The following is a 17,125-nucleotide window of genomic DNA, read 5'->3' on the forward strand; positions in this document are numbered from 1 at the left end:
CCGATCCACATTGGAGTTTTCATGATCAGAATTCTTGCTGTTCTTGCGGCTGTCGCGTTCGCGATCCCCGCATTCGCGCAAACGCTTCCTGCCGGTCTCGACAAGGCGAACGCAATCGTCATCGACACCACAAAGGGCCGCGTCGTGATCAAGCTGCGCACGGACCTTGCGCCGAAGCATGCCGAGCGCATCAAGCAGCTCGCGCGTGACGGCTATTACAACAACGTGCCGTTCCATCGCGTGATCGAAGGCTTCATGGCCCAGACCGGCGACGGATCGAAGTTCAACGGCACGGGCGGTTCGAAATATCCCAATCTCGCCGCGGAATTCACCAGCACGCCGTTCAAGCGTGGCACTGTCGGCATGGCGCGGGCGGGTGATCCGAACTCCGCCAATTCGCAGTTCTTTATCTGCTTCGGCGATGCCTCGTTCCTGAACGGGAAATACACCGTGGTCGGTGAAGTCGTGTCCGGCATGGATGTGGTGGACAAGATCAAGCGCGGCGAGCCGGTGCAGAATCCCGACAAGATGGTCAAGGTGCAGGTCGCATCCGACATCAAGTAACAAGCGCATTGAACGATGGGGCGTTAGCCCCATCTGTTCGATGGCATCTGAATTTCCCCAATACAGAAGGCACATATCATGGCTGACAACGAGAACACGCTGATCCTGGAAACCACGCAGGGACCTGTAACCATCGAAATGCGTCCGGACCTGGCACCCGGCCACGTCGCGCGGATCAAGGAGCTGGTGCGCGAGGGGTTCTACGACGGCATCGTGTTCCATCGCGTGATCGACGGCTTCATGGCCCAGACCGGTTGTCCGCAGGGCATCGGCACCGGCGGCTCCGGCAAGAAGCTCAAGGCCGAATTCAACAACGAGCCGCATGTGCGCGGCACTGCGTCGATGGCCCGCGCCGCAAGCCCGGATTCGGGCGACAGCCAGTTCTTCATCTGCTTCGATGACGCGCCGTTCCTCAACAAGCAGTACACTGTCTGGGGCAAGGTGACCTCGGGCATGGAGCACGTCGACAAGATCAAGCGCGGCGAGCCGGTGCAGAACCCCGATAAAATCGTCAAGGCGCACATGGCCGCCGACGCGGCGTAAATTTCGACCCCATGTCCGGGGATTTTCCCCCGGACATCCACGGCCTTGGCAACAGCTGGCCTAAGCAAAAAGGCGGGTTGCCGGACGCCGTTTGGCGGTGACAGTTAGGCCATGCGCACCGATCTCTTCGATTTTGATCTGCCGCCGGACAGCATTGCGCTACGGCCTGCGAGCCCGCGCGATCATGCGCGGCTTCTGGTCGTGCGGCCGGGCGAAGAGCTGCTCGATCGCGCGGTGCGGGATCTCCCTGAATTCCTGCGGCCCGGCGACCAGCTCGTTGTCAACGATACCAAGGTAATGGCGGCGCAACTGACCGGCCGCCGTGTCGGTCGCGAGGCCGAGCCGAGGATCGACGCGACGCTGATCAAGCGCATCGACGGCTCACGCTGGCAGGCGCTGGTGAAACCTGCAAAAAAGCTGGCAGTCGGCGATTTTGTTCGTTTCGGAAACGAGGGCCGGGTCTGTCTGCTCGGCAATCTGGACGCCGAAGTCGAACACAAAGGGGAGGCTGGCGAAGTCACGTTGTCGTTCGCTTTCCACGGTCCGATCCTCGATCAGGCAATCGCCGATGTCGGCTCGCCGCCGCTGCCGCCTTACATTGCCTCCAAACGGGCGCCGGATGATCGCGATGCGGCGGACTATCAGACCATGTTCGCAGTCCATGAAGGTGCCGTTGCCGCTCCGACGGCGGGATTGCACTTCACTCCCGAACTTCAAGCCACGTTGCAGGCACGCGGCATCGGGCTTCATCGCGTGACGCTGCACGTCGGCGCCGGGACCTTCCTCCCCGTGAAGGCTGACGACACGGAAGGCCATCGGATGCATGCCGAATGGGGAACGATCTCGCAGGCGACGGCCGATGCTCTCAACACCGCGCGCGGGAATGGTGGGCGCATCGTCGCGGTCGGCACTACGTCGCTGCGCCTTCTGGAAAGTGCTGCCGCCGATGACCGCACGATCCGGCCGTTTGCCGACGAGACGTCGATCTTCATCACGCCGGGTTATCGTTTTCGTGCTGTCGATGCGCTGATGACCAACTTCCATCTGCCGCGTTCGACGCTGTTCATGCTGGTTTCGGCCTTCAGCGGTCTCGATGTAATGAAGCAGGCTTATGACCATGCAATCCGCAACGGCTATCGCTTCTATTCCTATGGCGACGCCTGCCTGTTGTTTCGCGCCGACGCATAGCGCATAACTCCGCTCTCATGACGGTAGCCAATCATTTCCGACTTCTCGGACAGGACGGCGCGGCGCGCACGGGTGTGCTGACGACGCCGCATGGCGATGTGCGCACGCCGGCGTTTATGCCGGTCGGCACGGCAGGTGCAATGAAAGGCATCCACTGGCGTGACGTCCGTGACGCCGGCGCCGATATCGTCCTTGGCAATACCTATCACCTGATGTTGCGTCCCGGCGCCGAGCGCATTGCCGCGTTGGGCGGCTTGCAGACATTCACCGGCTGGAACGGTCCGATGCTGACCGACTCCGGCGGTTTCCAGGTGATGTCGCTGGCGCAACTGCGCAAGGTGACCGAGAAGGGGGTGACGTTCCGCTCTCATATCGATGGATCGCCGCTGGAATTGTCTCCCGAGCGAGCCATCGAGGTGCAGCGCCTGCTCAATTCCGACATTGCGATGCAACTCGACGAGTGCGTCCGGCTGCCGGCGGAGCGAGCGGATATCGATCGCGCCATGCAACTGTCGATCCGCTGGGCCGAGCGCAGCAAGCGGGCATTCGAGCAGTCACCGCCGGGATACATGCTGTTCGGAATCGTGCAGGGCGGTGACGTTCCGGAACTGCGCCGCGACAGTGCGCGGGCACTGATCGATATCGGATTTCATGGTTACGCGATCGGCGGCCTCGCTGTCGGCGAACCGCAAGCTGTGATGCTGGCGATGATCGAAGAGGTGGCGCCGATTCTGCCGCAGGATCGTCCGCGCTACCTGATGGGTGTCGGCACGCCGGACGACATCCTCGAAGCGGTTGCGCGTGGCATCGACATGTTCGATTGCGTGCTGCCGACCCGTAATGGCCGGCACGGCCATGCGTTCACGCGCCGGGGGCCGGTCAATCTACGCAACGCCCGCCACGCCGATGATCCGCGCCCGCTCGACAAGGAAAGCACGTGGCCACCGGCGCGGACTTACGCGCGGGCGTATCTGCATCATCTGGTCAAATCGAACGAGACACTCGGTGCAATGCTGCTTTCGGAAATCAACATCGCTTATTTTCAAAGTCTCGTGAGCGATATGCGCGCTGCCGTTGCGGCTGGAACGTTTGCCGGGTTTCAGAAACGAACGAAGGCTGAATGGGCGCTGGGCGATATTCCTCCGCGCTGAACCCTTTGCTCCGCTCAGGCGGCGGTTTTTCCGATTGCGTGCTTTGTCACGAAGCCATAGCCGCAAGTATCGCATGTCCACAAATAGCTGACGACGTCGTCCGAGACGAATGCGGATGCTTCCGCAGCAACCATTGAGTCCGCGCAGATGGTGCAGATCGGGCGATGGCTGCGCAATGGAATGAGCGGCGCGTGAGGTGGTGTGGTGGTTTGGATTTCAGCGATAGCTGGCATCGTCACCTCCTGTTGCTCTGCATCTTGGATGCACCATAGCCGGGAAGTTTGAACATGTCGCAACACAAATAAGTTTCTTTTGCGATATGGCAGGTTTGCAGTGCAGCGTTTTGTCACGGTACTCGTGCCCCTTGCGCGCGCGTCATGGCGCACGATAATGGCGGTGCGCTCAAGCCTTTATGCCTGCACCCGTTTTAATTTCTGGAGAAACTGCATGGATGGACCGTCAAAAGCCAGTGCGTCGTCGCGGCGCCCCGGGCGCGGCCGAATCTACGACAGCATTGTTGATGCAATCGGCGATACGCCGGTCGTGCGTTTGCGGCGGTTGCCGGAACAGCACGGAGTGAAGGCGACAATTCTCGCAAAACTTGAGTATTTTAATCCGACCGCCAGCGTGAAAGATCGCATTGGCGCGGCGATGATTATTGCGATGGAAAGGGCGGGGATCATCGATGCTGATACGGTTTTGATCGAACCGACATCGGGTAACACCGGCATCGCGCTCGCGTATGTTGCGGCGTCGCGCGGTTACCGGCTGAAGCTGGTGATGCCGGAATCAATGTCGATGGAACGGCGGAAGATGCTGGCTTTTCTGGGAGCCGAGATTGTTCTCACCCCCGTCGCGCAAGGCATGAAAGGTGCAATTGCGACGGCCGAAGAGCTTGTGCGGACGACGCCCAAGGCAATCATGCCGCAGCAGTTCAAAAACCTGGCGAACCCTGAAATTCATCGCCGCACGACGGCCGAGGAGATCTGGAACGATACTGATGGCAAGATCGATATTTTCGTGGCGGGCGTCGGCACCGGCGGAACGATCACCGGCGTCGGGCAGGTGCTCAAACCACGCAAGCCATCGCTGCGCATCGTGGCGGTTGAACCGGAGGAAAGCGCGATTCTGTCGGGCGGCCAGCATTCACCGCACAAGATTCAAGGCCTCGGTGCCGGATTCATTCCGGATATTCTCGATCGCTCGGTGATCGATGAGGTCGTCAAGGTCAACAGCGCGAGCGCGATCGAGATGTCGCGAGCCTTGGCCCGTATGGAGGGTATCCCCGGTGGGATCTCGTCGGGCGCAGCGATTGCCGCAGCCTTCGAACTGGGAAAACGCCCTGAGAATACCGGGAAGACCATTCTGGCCATCGTGCCGTCGTTCTCCGAGCGCTATCTATCGACCGTATTGTTTGAGGGAATTTAATCCGATGTCATCCAATCCGCCGCGGCGGCCACGCACATTGAGCGATGCCAAAACCGAGGCCGAAGCCGCTTTCAAATCCGTCACGGCGAAAAAGCCGGACCCGCTGCCGAAGACCGTGACGTTGCCGGGCGTCAAGGAACTGGTTTCGTTGCGCATCGATCAGGACGTGCTTGCGCATTTCCAGGAGGATGGGCCCGGGTGGCAGGACCGGATCAACGCCGCGCTGCGCAAGGCCGCGGGTCTTTCGGACTAAGCCGGAACCGCGCGTTCATGCGGCGTCGGTGCGATTGGCTCGCGCTGCTTCCTTCTGCGCATCGAATTCGCGGCGGCGGCGCGCCAGTTCTTCCGCCGGCATTTTCGAGACGTTGTTGTAGTCGAGCTTCCAGGATGCATCCGCGCTCCATCGCAACGGCGACTGGACCGTGGTGCGTGCCGCCGGGGCGGTTTCCAGTACTTTCAGCGCCAGTTCGAGAGTGAAGGCCTGCGATGCCACGTCATCGGGTTTTCCCGCGGAGTTGCCGAGCGGGAAATCGCTGAACAGGAAGCGCGGCGCAGCAGCATGCTCCACAATGTCCTTGGCGCACCCCATGACCACGGTCGAAATGCCGTTGGCTTCGAGATGCCGCGCGGTCAGCGTTGTTGTCTGGTGACAGACCGGACAGTTCGGAATGAGAATAGCTGCGTCGACACCGTCGGCCTTGCAGCGCGCCAGAATCTCCGGCGCATCGATATCCATGGTGACGCGATGGCTGCGGTTTGTCGGCGCGCCGAAAAACCGTGGCGCAAGCTCGCCGATCCGGCCTTCCGCTTTGAGGCGGCGAAGCTGATGCAACGGGAACCATGTGCCGATGTCGGTGGCCGACGTATGCTTGCGATCATAGGCAATATGGGAAATGCGCAGGTCGTGGTCTTTCGTGGTGTCGCCATCGTACACCTGAAAAAACTTTGCGCTCCCGTTGTAGGCCGCCCCCGGCCCTTGATCGCCCTTGGTCGGATCGAAGCGGGCCGCTGTCGTAATGATCGCCACGCGCGCCTTTGCAAGCGGCTTCATCAGCGGCTGGAAGGGGGCGTCGATATTGTGCGCCCAGCGATAGGGCGTGTCGTAGCCGATCGCGAGATAGTAATCCCGCGTGCGCTGCATGTAGGGAACTGGGACATCGAAGTCCTGAACGTCGTGTTCTGCGCTGGCGGTCATATCGCTTCCGTTCGATGTATTCGATGATGTGGTATCAGATACAGTGACGAGCGGCCATGCATGGGCCGCAGGGGAGGAACGTGATGAGCGGACGTGCCGGGAAGGACAAGGCGGTCTCGCGCAAGCGAACGACGACGAAACCGAAGCGCGGCAAGCCATCATGGCCGGGGAAGGATGCGCCGTTCGAGGTGGATACGTCCGATGATGGCGATTTCGCAACGCCGAAACGCGACCTCGATGAGCAGGAATTGAAGGAGCAGGAAGAGCGCAAATCCTGATGCGGGGCGGTTGCTAATTACCAAAAATGAAATGGGAAATGCTGTCTAAGTCATTGTTTACCATTAAAGAGTAAGTATTGCCTCTAATTTAGTCAGGTTCATTTTCCCATCACTGAGGATATTTGCGATGACGCTTCCGCAACTGGAAATGCCAATCAGCGGTTCGTCATCCGGAGCACCCAGCGAGCACCTGATCGAAGACCTGGGCAACGGCGTCGGCCGGCTCGGTGTCGAACTCGCCGATGTGCTCGGCAATGTTCACGATGTGGCCGAACGCGTATCTCACCAGTCGGCACAATGCGGGCATCTGCAGCGAACCACTGAGACGATGGTGTCCGCCAATCGCGACATCGATGCGGCGGCACGTGCGGTCCAAACGGCGGCCTCATCCGCGGTGTCTGAGATTTCCGAGTCCCGGACGGTGGTGACCTCCGCGGTCGAACATATTGCCGAACTGGTTCGTGCGGTTTCGCGGATCGAGGAGCGACTGAGTTCAGTCAGCACGGTTCTGGCGCAGGTCGGAAACGTGTCAGGCACCATCGAAGGCATCGCCAAGCAGACCAATCTGCTGGCGCTGAATGCGACGATCGAAGCCGCCCGCGCCGGCTCGGCGGGGCGCGGCTTCGCGGTCGTCGCCAACGAAGTGAAGAGCCTTGCGGAGGCAACCCGTCTTGCAACTCTCCAGATCGGAAATACGGTTCGTGATCTGGATGCCCAGATCGGCAGCCTGATCGACGTCAGCGTATCTGCGACGCGGCAGGCGAAAGACGCAGGCGAGGGCGCTGATCGGATTCAGGGTGTGATCGCCCGCGTTCACGAGGGGATATCTGCGGTCGGTCAGGATATCAACGCAATCGCGGCAGCCGCCGCCGCCAATCTCGGCCACTGCGACGCGGCGATCAACGAGCTTGGCGCGTTGGTCAAGGGCGTGGACGCGTCATCGGGCGACCTGCAACGGGCCGATGAGCGCGTTGAAGGATTGCTGGGCCTTTCGGAATCGCTGATCGAGGCCATCGCCACCAGCGGCGTTGAAACATCGGATACTCCGCTGATTCGCGCCGTCGTGGACACTGCAAAAAAAATCTCGGACGCCTTCGAGGATGCGATTCAACGTGGAGAGATCACCGCGGATCGGCTGTTCGATGAGAACTACCGGGAAATTCCGGGGACCAACCCGCCGCAGTATATGACTGACTACGTCGAATTCACCGACCGGATACTCCCGCCGATTCAGGACCCCGTTCAGAGCATGGATTCTCGCATCGTGTTCTGCGTCGCCTGGACCAAGGGCGGCTATCTGCCGACCCACAATCCGAATTACCGGCATCCTCAGGGCAAGGATCCGATCTGGAACGCAACCAACTGCCGCAACCGGCGTCTGTTCGATGATCGCGCCGTGCTGAGGGTTGGGGCGAATACCAAGCCGTTTTTTCTCCAGACCTACCGCCGGGACATGGGCGGCGGAGTCTTCGTGCTGCTCAACGATCTGTCCGCACCGATCTTTGTGCGCGGCCGGCATTGGGGCTCGTTCCGGATGGGCTTCCGGCAAAAGTAATCACACCGGATCCTGTACGGCCGGCAGCCAGCTTTCCTTTCATGCTCCTGAAGGCGGGCCGCTGGAAACTGCCCGCTCACCTTATAGCCCGCTCAAATCCGACGGCACGTCGCCGAATGATCTCAGGACAACCGCGTCCTTGAACTCTCCCGCGAGTGGATCGCCGGAGCGGCTGAACGCGAGGGCACCAACATGCCCTGCAATTCGTGACAGGATCTCAGCCCGACGGACCGCCGACGAGGGCGTTTGAAACTCCTCGGCTGCCCCGGCAATACCGGTTCCATCGTCGTCCTGCAGAAAGGGAAGGGCAACATAGTAGGTGATGTCAGCCATGATCGGCTCCCGCATGCTGTGATTGCGTGAGGGTGATTATGTTCTCTTTTTGTTCTTTCGTCAAACAAAGGCAAAACAGGCTGCGCCAAAGGAGCGACGAGAACGTTGGTGCCGGGTCACGCGATCTTTCCACAGCTAAGGATGGCGGCCGCTCGGGCTTGACCCCACGTACCTCGACCCCTACACACCGCGACGTGTGAGCGCGTAGCTCAGGTGGTAGAGCACGTGACTTTTAATCATGGGGTCGAGGGTTCGAGTCCCTCCGCGCTCACCATGAAGGTCTCCCAGACATTCGAGAGGCGGATTGCAATCCGCCGCCGCATGCTCTCGCGATGAGCGACAGGCGAGTGGCTATTTGGCGTCGTGTCTGGCTTCGGACGCGACGGGCTGCTGCACGTTGATGGCCGGCTGCGGTGCGGGAGAACGAATTCCGATCAACTCGGCGGCGCGGATGGTGGAGTTGCGCCAGAACGAGAACTGGTTGGCGCGCGAGTTCTCGAGAATGGCGATGCCGACTGCCGAAAGGAACGGCAGGCTCTCCAGCACCAGCACCCCGGCGAAGATGTAAATCTCGCGCACTTCCTTCACGTTGAAGGCCACCAGAACGATTGCGCCGATGATCAGAAGCGTTCCGATGACGGCTTCCCAGAAGGCCTGGAATTCCACCGACATCAGCGACAGGCCGCCCTTGGATGTGCGCGCAAAGGGAAGGTGTTCGGTGATCAGCCCATTGGCGACCGCGCGCGACACTGTCCACTGAACCGACATGGCGGTGATCATGGCGCCGAGCAACTGGCCCATCTTGATCGGCACGCGCAGGCGGTAGAGTGCAACGAAGTGAATCAACGACACGAAGAACGAGGCGATGATCGGCAGCGTCAGAATCTTGTCGGGGATGGCGATGTCGGCGAACGAGACCACCGGCACCCAGATCAGGTTGAGGATCGCGACCACCACGCCGAGGCTCTCGGCGCCGAGCCAGTTCAGCCAGCCCAGGGCGAACTCGCGGCGCTGATCGGGGGTCAGGCGGCTCGCGCCGGGCAGGAAGCGACGCCAATGTTTCTTGACGATCTGGAACCCGCCATAGGCCCAGCGATGGCGCTGCTTCTTGAACGCCTCGTAGGTGTCCGGCAGTAAGCCGAAGCCGTAGCGCTTGTTGGTGTAGTGGGTCGTCCAACCCTGCTCGATAATGGCAAGACCGAGGTCGGTGTCCTCGCAGATGGTATCGCCAGCCCAGCCACCTGCCATGTCCATCGCAGCGCGGCGGATCAGGCACATCGTGCCGTGAACGATGATCGCATCGACCTCGTTCCGCTGAACCATTCCGATGTCGAAGAACCCTGCATACTCGCCGTTCATCGCGTAATGCATCAACGAGCGGTCGCCGTCGCGGTGATCCTGCGGCGCCTGCACCAGTCCGACCCGCGGGTCGGCAAATGCCGGGACGAGGTCCTTCAGCCAATCAGGCGTCACGACGTAGTCGGCGTCGATAATCCCGATGATCTCGGCGTCTGGCGCTGTGCGTTCCATCGCGATCTTGAGCGCGCCGGCCTTGAAGCCCTGAACCTTCTCGGCATTGATGAAGATGAAGCGCTCGCCGAGGGCGCGGCAATGATCCTGAATCGGTTGCCAGAACGCCGGATCAGGCGTGTTGTTGATGATCACGACGCATTCGAAGTTGGGATACTCCAGCCGCGAAACCGCATCGAGGGTTTGCTTCAGCATTTCCGGGGGCTCGTAATAAGCCGGAATGTGAATCGAAACCTTGGGGAAAATTCCATCGGCGGGCGGAGGCAGGGCCTTGGCGATCAGCCGCCGGGGGCCGCGCCCGAATGCGACCGCGGCGATTTCCTCGATCCGTGCCATCGCGATCAGGATCAAGGGCACCAGCAGGATGATGCCGAGAGTCAGGGCGAAGGCCGAGCCGAAGACAAAGTAATGCGTATTCCAGTAGGCGAAGATGGTCGCGACCCAGGCGCCGACGATATTGGCGGCAGCGGTCAGGACAAAGCTCTGTGCCGCGGTCGGCGCCACTAGGCGCAAAATGGGAAGTGAAAGGAGGATGCCAACCAGAACGGCAATGGTCGCTAACTTCCAGTAATCCTGATCGACAATGGGACCGGTCCATGCGAATTTTGGTTCGCGGTCCGCATTAAGGATACCCCAGTAAGGTCCTACACCGCCTTCAAAAAACTTCCACGGCTGGTCGATCGCTTCGACGATGTTGTAGTCCATGCCGATGGCTTCGGCGCGGGTCACGAAATTGCGCAGGACGCTGGCCTGCTCGAACGACCCAGGGTTGGCGTTGCGCAGATTATAGCCGGCGCTGGGCCAGCCGAATTCGGCGATCACGATGCGCTTGCCGGGGAAGGTCTCCCGCAGCAGCCCGTAGATATACATCGCCTGATCGACGGCCTGCTTGTCGGTGAAATTCTCCCAGTACGGCAGGATGTGGGCTGCGATGAAATCGACCGATGAGGAAAGTTCGGGATTGTCGCGCCAGATGTTCCAGATTTCACCTGTCGTAACAGGAACATTGACCTGCTTTTTGACGCGCTGAATGAGTTGGATGAGGTCGGCGACTTTTTGCTCGCCGCGATAGATGGTTTCGTTGCCGACGACGACGCCGATAACGTTGCTGTTGCGTTTGGCGAGGTCGATCGCCGCGCGGATTTCGCGCTCGTTGCGCTCCGGATTTTTGTCGATCCACGCGCCCACCGTCACCTTGAGGCCGAATTCGGCGGCGATCGGCGGAACCAGTTCGACGCCTCCCGTCGACGAGTAAAGCCGGATGGCTTTGGTCATCGTGGCAAGTTTCTTGAAGTCGGCGCGGATTTTTTCGACGGTCGGGATGTTGTCGACGTCAGGATGTCCAGAGCCCTCGAACGGAGCGTAGGATACACTCGGAAGCATGCCGCGGAAATCAGGGGCGTCCTGCTGGTCTCGCAAAACACCCCAGAGGGCAGCGTGAGCGGCGGCGACACATAACAGAACAGCCACGACTACGCGCATCGCAACAAACCATAAGGGGCAAACATGGCAGGGTCGTGAGCCTGTCCCCTAAGCTCGACCAAGGCGGAGGCAAATAAGCTTATCCAACTCAGCCTGTCTATGCCACGCGATTTAACAACTGGTATGACGCCGTGGCGTTTTGAGGGCGTCACAACAGCAGAACGACGGAGATTTCCTATCGTTCCGCCTGTCGCAAACCTGTCCAGCTATTTGGCCGGCGGCGTTGGCGCCGCACCCTGAGCCGGTGGCGCCGCAGGTGCCGGGGCCGGCGGAGCTGCCGCGGCAGCTTCTGGCTGGGCGCCGGGGTTGACCCAGCAGGCGTGAACGCGGTTGTTCAGGCTCTCGGCGACCTTGTTGTCGATCGTCCCTCCGAACCGGACGAGGCAACGGAACGCCGCCTGAACATGTCCACCAGGACAGCCGAACCGGTCATACAGGTCGAGATGTCGGAAAGCGGTATCCAGGTCATCGCGCCACATCAGACCGACCACCCGACGTCCGAGCCAGACGCATTCGGGGTTTCCAGCCGGGCCGTTAATGGCCTGAGCGGCCTCCACGAACTCGGCTGCCTTGCGCTTGCTGTCGCGCGCCGCTGCGGCCGCGGCTTCCGCTGCATTGGGCTGCTGTTGCTGTTTCGATTGATCCTGGGCGCGCAGATCGCCACTCTGGGCGATCGCGGCACCAATGCCGATCAAGAGGGCGGCGCCCGGCACCGCTATGCAGCGCATGGTCACATGCCGAAAGGTGGTTACAAAACGACGCATAAAGTCCCCGATCATTGCCTGCCAGACTGGATCGCCCCAGATCGACATTCTTGCCCCAGATCGTCATTTGGCGGAGCCAGCGAGAACGAGAAAGCCCTGCCCACGACACGAGGGCTTGCTCGCTTGATGCCGTCCAAATTGGTCCCCAATGCGGCAACTAAGGCTCTTTCACCGCAAGTGAATCCCATGACCGAGATTTGCATTTTTGTCCAGCAAAGCACGCACCGGGCGGGGATTTTGGTAAAGGGCTGCCGTTCGGAAATGGTGGGTTGCTTCGTTCCGGCACTTGGCACGCGCGCCTTGACCGGGTAATCGACGAGACCTCCAGGAGGACGGGACCAATTTCACTTCGCACGCCGCTGGCACTTCTTCTCGTTTCGCTGAGTGTGATTGCCGCGACCTGGTGGTGGCTCGCCACGCCGGTGGCGTTGACGCGCGCGCCGGTCGACCCCGCCACCAAGCTCGAATGTGTATCCTATACCCCGTTCCGCGGCGATCAGACGCCGCTCAATCCCGCCCTGCATGTTCCTGCGTCGCAGATAGCTGCTGATTTTACCGAGCTTGCCAAGATCACCAACTGCGTTCGGACCTACTCGGTCGACAACGGTCTCGACCAGGTGCCGGCTCTGGCCGAAAAGGCTGGGCTCAAGGTCATTCAGGGTATCTGGCTCGGCAGCAATCGTCTGAAGAACAGCTTGCAGATCGACACCGCGGTCGATCTCGCCAAACAATACCCCAGCGTGATCACGTCTCTGGTCGTCGGTAACGAAGTTCTGCTGCGCGGGGAGATGACGTCCACGGATCTCGCGGCCACGATCCGGGCCGTCAAGGCACGCGCCGGAGTTCCGGTCACCTACGCGGATGTATGGGAGTTCTGGCTGCGCTACAGGGATGTCTACAGCGCGGTCGATTTCGTCACGATCCACATCTTGCCGTTCTGGGAAGATTTCCCTGTTCGCGCCAAATACGCCGCCTCCCATGTCGATTCGATCCGCAAGCGTATGGCGATCGCTTTTCCCGATAAGGAAATACTGATTGGCGAGACTGGCTGGCCGAGCGCCGGGCGCATGCGAGCCGGCGCGCTGCCGTCGCGAGCCAATCAGGCGCTGGTTGTGTCGCAGATTTTGGAACTGGCGCGGCAGGAGAAGTTCCGCGTTAACCTGATCGAGGCTTATGACCAGCCGTGGAAGCGGCAGCTTGAGGGAACGGTTGGCGGCTACTGGGGCCTGCTCGATTCGGACAAGCGCGCCTTGAAATATCCGCCTGGCGAGCCGATCACCAACTATCCGCTGTGGAAATTCTACGCGGCGGGTGGCATGGGATTTTGCCTGCTGGTCTACGGCGCTGCGCTGCTGACGCTTCGCCGGAAGCCTTGGTCACCCCGGTTCAGTTCATGGCTCGCCGTATCGCTTTCGGCAACGGTTGGCGGCGCTCTCGGAGGGCTGGCGATCGAGAAGATGCTGCTCGAGAGCTTTGGAACCGCCGGCTGGATTCGCGGCGGTGCGTGGCTTGCGGTGGCTCTAATCGCGCCGTTGATGACGGCCAATGCTGCCATGGCCGGCCGTCCGCTTCCGACGTTTCTGGAAATACTGGGCCCGCGCGAGTGGCGCACGCCACTGCGTATCCACCGGTTGTTGGGATTGGTCTTGATCGTCCTCGTGCTACTGGCGGCCGAGAGTGCGCTGGGGTTTGTGTTCGATCCGCGCTATCGCGATTTTCCGTTCGCCGCGCTGACCATGGCGACCGTACCGTTTTTCGCATTGATGGCGGTGAACAAGCCGATGACCGGCCCTCGGCCGGTCTCCGAAGTGGGATTTGCAGCGCTGCTTGCGCTGTCGTCGCTGTATATCGGTTTCAATGAAGGGTCCGCGAACTGGCAGTCGCTATGGACCTGCGGCGCCTATCTGGTGCTGGCGCTTACGCTGTTGCAGGCGCGGGTCGCGAAAATCCAAGGATCATCAACCCAATAGCGACGCCTGATAATCCAATATTGTAGAGGACGATCCCGAATCCGGCAGCAACCAGCCCGCCGGTGAGCGTTACGATTGATGGCCTGATCAGATGCAGGGTCGCGATGACCAGTGCCACGATGCCGAAGGCCGAATGCTGGAACAGCCAGGTGATCATCAATCGGGTTTTGCAAAGCATGGTGGGCAGGCCAGCCTGGCAAGCCAGCGCGACTGGCGAATACTCAATCGCGAAATAACGCAGATAGAGAGCGTAGCCGACCGACAAGAAGCCGACGATCAAAAGCCACTGAACCTGCAGGGCGGTGGGGCGGAACGGATCTTTTTTCATGGCCGCGACTATGGTTCGGTTTGCCCGATCAGACAACCTCGGGCGTCGATATCTGCTTTGGAACGACGTTTGCCCGCAGGTTTAGTTCGAGCGGAATCCCAGGAAGGAACTCAAACCTTGCTTGAGCGGCGGTGGTGGCTCGGGTGCAGGTTCCGCAATCGTTTCCGGCTCTCGGTGTCGTTTGCGACGCGTCGCCTTGACCGGCTTCTTGCTTTGCAGATCGAGCCGCTGACCGTCGAAAATTGCGGCTTCGCAGGCGCGCTTGCCCTCGATCAGTGTGGCGCAGATTTTTGCCGCCGTGGCCGCATCGGCAAGAGGTCCTGCGACGAGATGCAGTCGCATACCGAGACCGTCACTGCGTTCTCTGACGACGATGATCGGCTCCAGCGCAGCGAGAGCCGTTGAATGGGTTTTGGTCGCGCCACGCCATAGCGCCCGCAACCCCTCGACCGAATTCGCACTGCCGATATCGACGCCAAACTCGGTGCGCTCGACGACTTTCTCCGCGACCGGTTCGAGCGCGGCCGAGTTCGGCGCGCTGGATAGCGAAGCGACTTGGGCGGGGTGCTGCCCCTTCGGGGTCCGCAGTTCCGCAGTGGTTTCGGCTTGGGATGCAGTCTGGGATGCGGTGGATTTGCCGGCAATAACCGGACCCGATGCAGCAACCGTCGCCACCGGCGCAACGGCGGGCTCAGATGTCGCGCCGGATTTCAACTCGGTCTTGTGATCGTGCGATTGCCGTGCCTTTGCCGGAGCCGGCATGACCGATGTTCCGCCTGATAAACCGGCAGCTTCCACCAGCGTGGGCAGTGTCGGGATCGGCGGCATGGAGACGGTCGGCCATTCGATCGGGCCGGGCGACACGGTCTTGCTGGCCACGGAGCCGGTGATCGAATCCAGACCCTGCTCGAGTTCGGTCACACGTGAATAGAGCCGATCGCGATCCCCGTTGAGGGTTTCGACGGCAGCCGACAGCCGCCGTGCTTCATCCTGGCTCTCTTTGGCGATCCATTGCACCTGCCGGGATTGCTTCAGGAGATCGGCGACCGCCGTCTGGTCGTGCCGGAGATTGATCGAGGAATGTGTTGCCAGAATCGCGACAACCAGCGCGCCGACCGACCCGGCCGCCCACGACCCGAGACGCCACAGCGTTCGGCGATCGAACTCATCCTCTTCGGCGAGCAGGTTGCTCATCCAGCCCGAGGTGTCGTCGTCCGCTAAGCTGTCGTGAAGATCCTCACGAGTCCGAGACATGGCGATTCTGTGGCCCTCCCAGCGGCCAAGACGAATCAATCCCCCAATATTAACAGGAACCGAGTCATGGCGCGCCCGGGACGCGGGGCTTTTGTCCGGTTGCGTGGTCGGTTAAGACGGCCGCATCTGCCGGCGGCACGGTGCCCGCCGGGATTCGGTTTTTCAGGCCAACTCGGAATGTCGATGGTTGCCAGATCCAGCGTCACAATCGTACTTGCCGCCGGCGAAGGCACCCGGATGCGGTCTTCGCTGCCCAAGGTACTTCACCCGGTGGCTGGAAACACCCTGCTGGCCCATGTGCTTGCCGCTGCTGCGCGCGGTAAGGGTGCTGCGCTGGCGGTGGTGGTCGGCCCTGACCATCAATCGGTGATTGATGAGGTCCGGCGGGTCCGTCCGGATGCGGCGACATTCGTGCAGCGCGAGCGCAAGGGGACTGCACACGCTGTGCTCGCGGCCCGCGATGCCATCGCCAAAGGTGCCGACGATCTCCTGATCGTATTCGGCGACACGCCCCTGCTCACCGCAGCGACATTCGAGCGGTTGCGTGGCGCGCTTCAGGATGGCGCCGCTTTGGCGGTTTTGGGATTCCGGGCGGCCGATCCGACCGGTTATGGGCGGCTGCTTGTCGAGGGCGATCAGCTCGTGGCGATCCGTGAGCAGGCTGACGCGACAGAGCAGGAGCGCAAGGTGACGCTGTGCAATGCGGGAATGATGGCCTTCGCCGGCAAGTCCGCCCTGCAAATTCTCGATCGCATCGGAAACGCCAACAGCAAGAACGAGTACTATCTGACCGATGCGGTTGCCATCGTCCGCGAACTCGGGCTGCGGGCGACTGTGATCGAAACGGGCGAGGACGAAGTGCGCGGCATCAACACCAAGGCTCAACTCGCGGAGGCCGAAGCAGTCATGCAGGCAAAATTGCGTCAGGCGGCACTTGATGCCGGCGTGACAATAGCCGCGCCCGAAACAGTGTTTCTCGCCGCCGACACAACGTTCGGCCGCGACGTCACGATCGAACCGTTCGTGGTCATTGGTCCCGGCGTGTCGATCGCCGATGGCGCGGTGATCCATTCGTTCTCGCATGTCGTGCAGGCCGAGATCGGCAAGAACGCTTCGGTCGGGCCTTATGCACGTATTCGTCCAGGTACGACGCTGGGCGAGGGCGTGCGGATTGGCAACTTCGTCGAGACCAAGGCGGCGTTTCTCGGCGCGGGCGCGAAGGCCAACCATCTGGCCTATATCGGCGACGCGCATGTCGGCGAGAAGGCGAACATCGGCGCGGGCACGATCATGTGCAATTATGACGGCTTCGACAAACACAAGACCGAAGTCGGTGCCGGTGCATTCGTCGGCTCCAACTCCTCTCTGGTGGCGCCGGTCAAGATCGGCGCGGGAGCTTATATCGGCTCGGGCTCGGTGATCACCCGCGAAGTCCCCGGTGATGCGCTGGCCGTCGAACGCAGCGATCAGGCGATCAAGCCGGGCTGGGCCAAGCGTTTCCGCGATATGAAACTGCTCAACCGGAAGCCCAAAAGCTGAAAAGAGCTGTAATATCGCGGTTA

At 61.1% G+C, this 17,125-nt stretch carries 17 protein-coding genes and 1 tRNA gene; 11 read left to right on the forward strand and 7 right to left on the reverse strand.

Going from position 1 to position 17,125, the window contains the following annotated elements; translation table 11 throughout:
- Positions 1-21: 21 nt before the first annotated feature.
- The 4 genes from ASC80_RS06740 (at position 22) to tgt (ending at position 3,446) form a co-directional block, all read left to right on the forward strand.
- A complete protein-coding gene (locus ASC80_RS06740; RefSeq protein WP_056294258.1) occupies positions 22-564 on the forward strand; it encodes a peptidylprolyl isomerase in 543 nt (180 codons plus the stop codon).
- Between the two features lie 78 nt (positions 565-642).
- The gene (locus tag ASC80_RS06745) at positions 643-1,107 is read left to right on the forward strand and encodes a peptidylprolyl isomerase (RefSeq protein ID WP_056294259.1); all 465 of its coding nucleotides are present in this window, start codon (positions 643-645) and stop codon (positions 1,105-1,107) included.
- A 111-nt stretch (positions 1,108-1,218) separates the two neighbouring features.
- On the forward strand, positions 1,219-2,295 hold the full coding sequence (gene queA, locus ASC80_RS06750; RefSeq protein WP_056294263.1) for a tRNA preQ1(34) S-adenosylmethionine ribosyltransferase-isomerase QueA: 1,077 nt from the start codon (positions 1,219-1,221) through the stop codon (positions 2,293-2,295).
- A 17-nt stretch (positions 2,296-2,312) separates the two neighbouring features.
- Positions 2,313-3,446, forward strand: a complete 1,134-nt coding sequence (tgt, locus tag ASC80_RS06755; RefSeq protein ID WP_056294266.1) for a tRNA guanosine(34) transglycosylase Tgt — start codon at positions 2,313-2,315, stop codon at positions 3,444-3,446.
- Between the two features lie 14 nt (positions 3,447-3,460).
- On the opposite strand, the gene ASC80_RS06760 is transcribed toward tgt, so the two are convergent.
- Complete coding sequence (locus ASC80_RS06760; RefSeq protein WP_056294268.1) at positions 3,461-3,679, reverse strand: hypothetical protein; 219 nt, start codon at positions 3,677-3,679, stop codon at positions 3,461-3,463.
- Between the two features lie 214 nt (positions 3,680-3,893).
- Between ASC80_RS06760 and cysK the strand changes: the two genes are divergently transcribed.
- Together cysK and ASC80_RS06770 are read left to right on the forward strand one after the other, a co-directional pair.
- Complete coding sequence (cysK, locus tag ASC80_RS06765) at positions 3,894-4,874, forward strand: cysteine synthase A (RefSeq protein ID WP_056294272.1); 981 nt, start codon at positions 3,894-3,896, stop codon at positions 4,872-4,874.
- A gap of 4 nt (positions 4,875-4,878) precedes the next feature.
- Positions 4,879-5,127: a BrnA antitoxin family protein gene (locus ASC80_RS06770; protein ID WP_056294275.1), complete on the forward strand. Its 249-nt coding sequence runs from the start codon at positions 4,879-4,881 to the stop codon at positions 5,125-5,127.
- Positions 5,128-5,142: 15 nt separating this feature from the next.
- On the opposite strand, the gene ASC80_RS06775 is transcribed toward ASC80_RS06770, so the two are convergent.
- Positions 5,143-6,069, reverse strand: a complete 927-nt coding sequence (locus ASC80_RS06775) for a glycine/sarcosine/betaine reductase selenoprotein B family protein (RefSeq protein ID WP_056294277.1) — start codon at positions 6,067-6,069, stop codon at positions 5,143-5,145.
- Between the two features lie 83 nt (positions 6,070-6,152).
- Here ASC80_RS06775 and ASC80_RS06780 point away from each other — a divergent pair, with 83 nt between their 5' ends.
- Both ASC80_RS06780 and ASC80_RS06785 read left to right on the forward strand, forming a co-directional pair.
- On the forward strand, positions 6,153-6,347 hold the full coding sequence (locus ASC80_RS06780) for a hypothetical protein (protein WP_056294279.1): 195 nt from the start codon (positions 6,153-6,155) through the stop codon (positions 6,345-6,347).
- A gap of 127 nt (positions 6,348-6,474) precedes the next feature.
- Complete coding sequence (locus ASC80_RS06785) at positions 6,475-7,902, forward strand: methyl-accepting chemotaxis protein (RefSeq protein ID WP_056294280.1); 1,428 nt, start codon at positions 6,475-6,477, stop codon at positions 7,900-7,902.
- Between the two features lie 81 nt (positions 7,903-7,983).
- On the opposite strand, the gene ASC80_RS06790 is transcribed toward ASC80_RS06785, so the two are convergent.
- Positions 7,984-8,235 (reverse strand): hypothetical protein, encoded by a 252-nt coding sequence (locus tag ASC80_RS06790; protein ID WP_056295704.1) that lies wholly within the window; start codon positions 8,233-8,235, stop codon positions 7,984-7,986.
- Positions 8,236-8,433: 198 nt separating this feature from the next.
- On the opposite strand from ASC80_RS06790, the gene ASC80_RS06795 reads away from it, so the two are divergent.
- Positions 8,434-8,509, forward strand: a tRNA-Lys gene (locus tag ASC80_RS06795).
- 77 nt (positions 8,510-8,586) lie between these two features.
- Here the strand turns inward: ASC80_RS06795 and ASC80_RS06800 are convergent.
- Positions 8,587-11,247 (reverse strand): glycosyltransferase, encoded by a 2,661-nt coding sequence (locus ASC80_RS06800; RefSeq protein ID WP_056294281.1) that lies wholly within the window; start codon positions 11,245-11,247, stop codon positions 8,587-8,589.
- 206 nt (positions 11,248-11,453) lie between these two features.
- Positions 11,454-12,011: a hypothetical protein gene (locus tag ASC80_RS06805; RefSeq protein ID WP_056295707.1), complete on the reverse strand. Its 558-nt coding sequence runs from the start codon at positions 12,009-12,011 to the stop codon at positions 11,454-11,456.
- A 386-nt stretch (positions 12,012-12,397) separates the two neighbouring features.
- Between ASC80_RS06805 and ASC80_RS06810 the strand changes: the two genes are divergently transcribed.
- Positions 12,398-13,981, forward strand: a complete 1,584-nt coding sequence (locus ASC80_RS06810) for a glycoside hydrolase family 17 protein (protein ID WP_244487194.1) — start codon at positions 12,398-12,400, stop codon at positions 13,979-13,981.
- Here ASC80_RS06810 and ASC80_RS06815 read toward each other — a convergent pair.
- Complete coding sequence (locus tag ASC80_RS06815) at positions 13,929-14,309, reverse strand: hypothetical protein (RefSeq protein ID WP_056294284.1); 381 nt, start codon at positions 14,307-14,309, stop codon at positions 13,929-13,931. The two genes, ASC80_RS06810 and ASC80_RS06815, sit on opposite strands and share 53 nt — an antisense overlap.
- Before the next feature lie 81 nt (positions 14,310-14,390).
- Positions 14,391-15,563 (reverse strand): hypothetical protein, encoded by a 1,173-nt coding sequence (locus tag ASC80_RS06820; protein WP_056294287.1) that lies wholly within the window; start codon positions 15,561-15,563, stop codon positions 14,391-14,393.
- A 183-nt stretch (positions 15,564-15,746) separates the two neighbouring features.
- Here ASC80_RS06820 and glmU point away from each other — a divergent pair, with 183 nt between their 5' ends.
- A complete protein-coding gene (glmU, locus tag ASC80_RS06825) occupies positions 15,747-17,102 on the forward strand; it encodes a bifunctional UDP-N-acetylglucosamine diphosphorylase/glucosamine-1-phosphate N-acetyltransferase GlmU (protein ID WP_056295711.1) in 1,356 nt (451 codons plus the stop codon).
- The last annotated feature ends 23 nt before the right edge of the window (positions 17,103-17,125 follow it).

The sequence above is a fragment of the Afipia sp. Root123D2 genome (assembly GCF_001425835.1).
In the GTDB taxonomy this organism is placed as follows: Bacteria; Pseudomonadota; Alphaproteobacteria; order Rhizobiales; family Xanthobacteraceae; genus Afipia.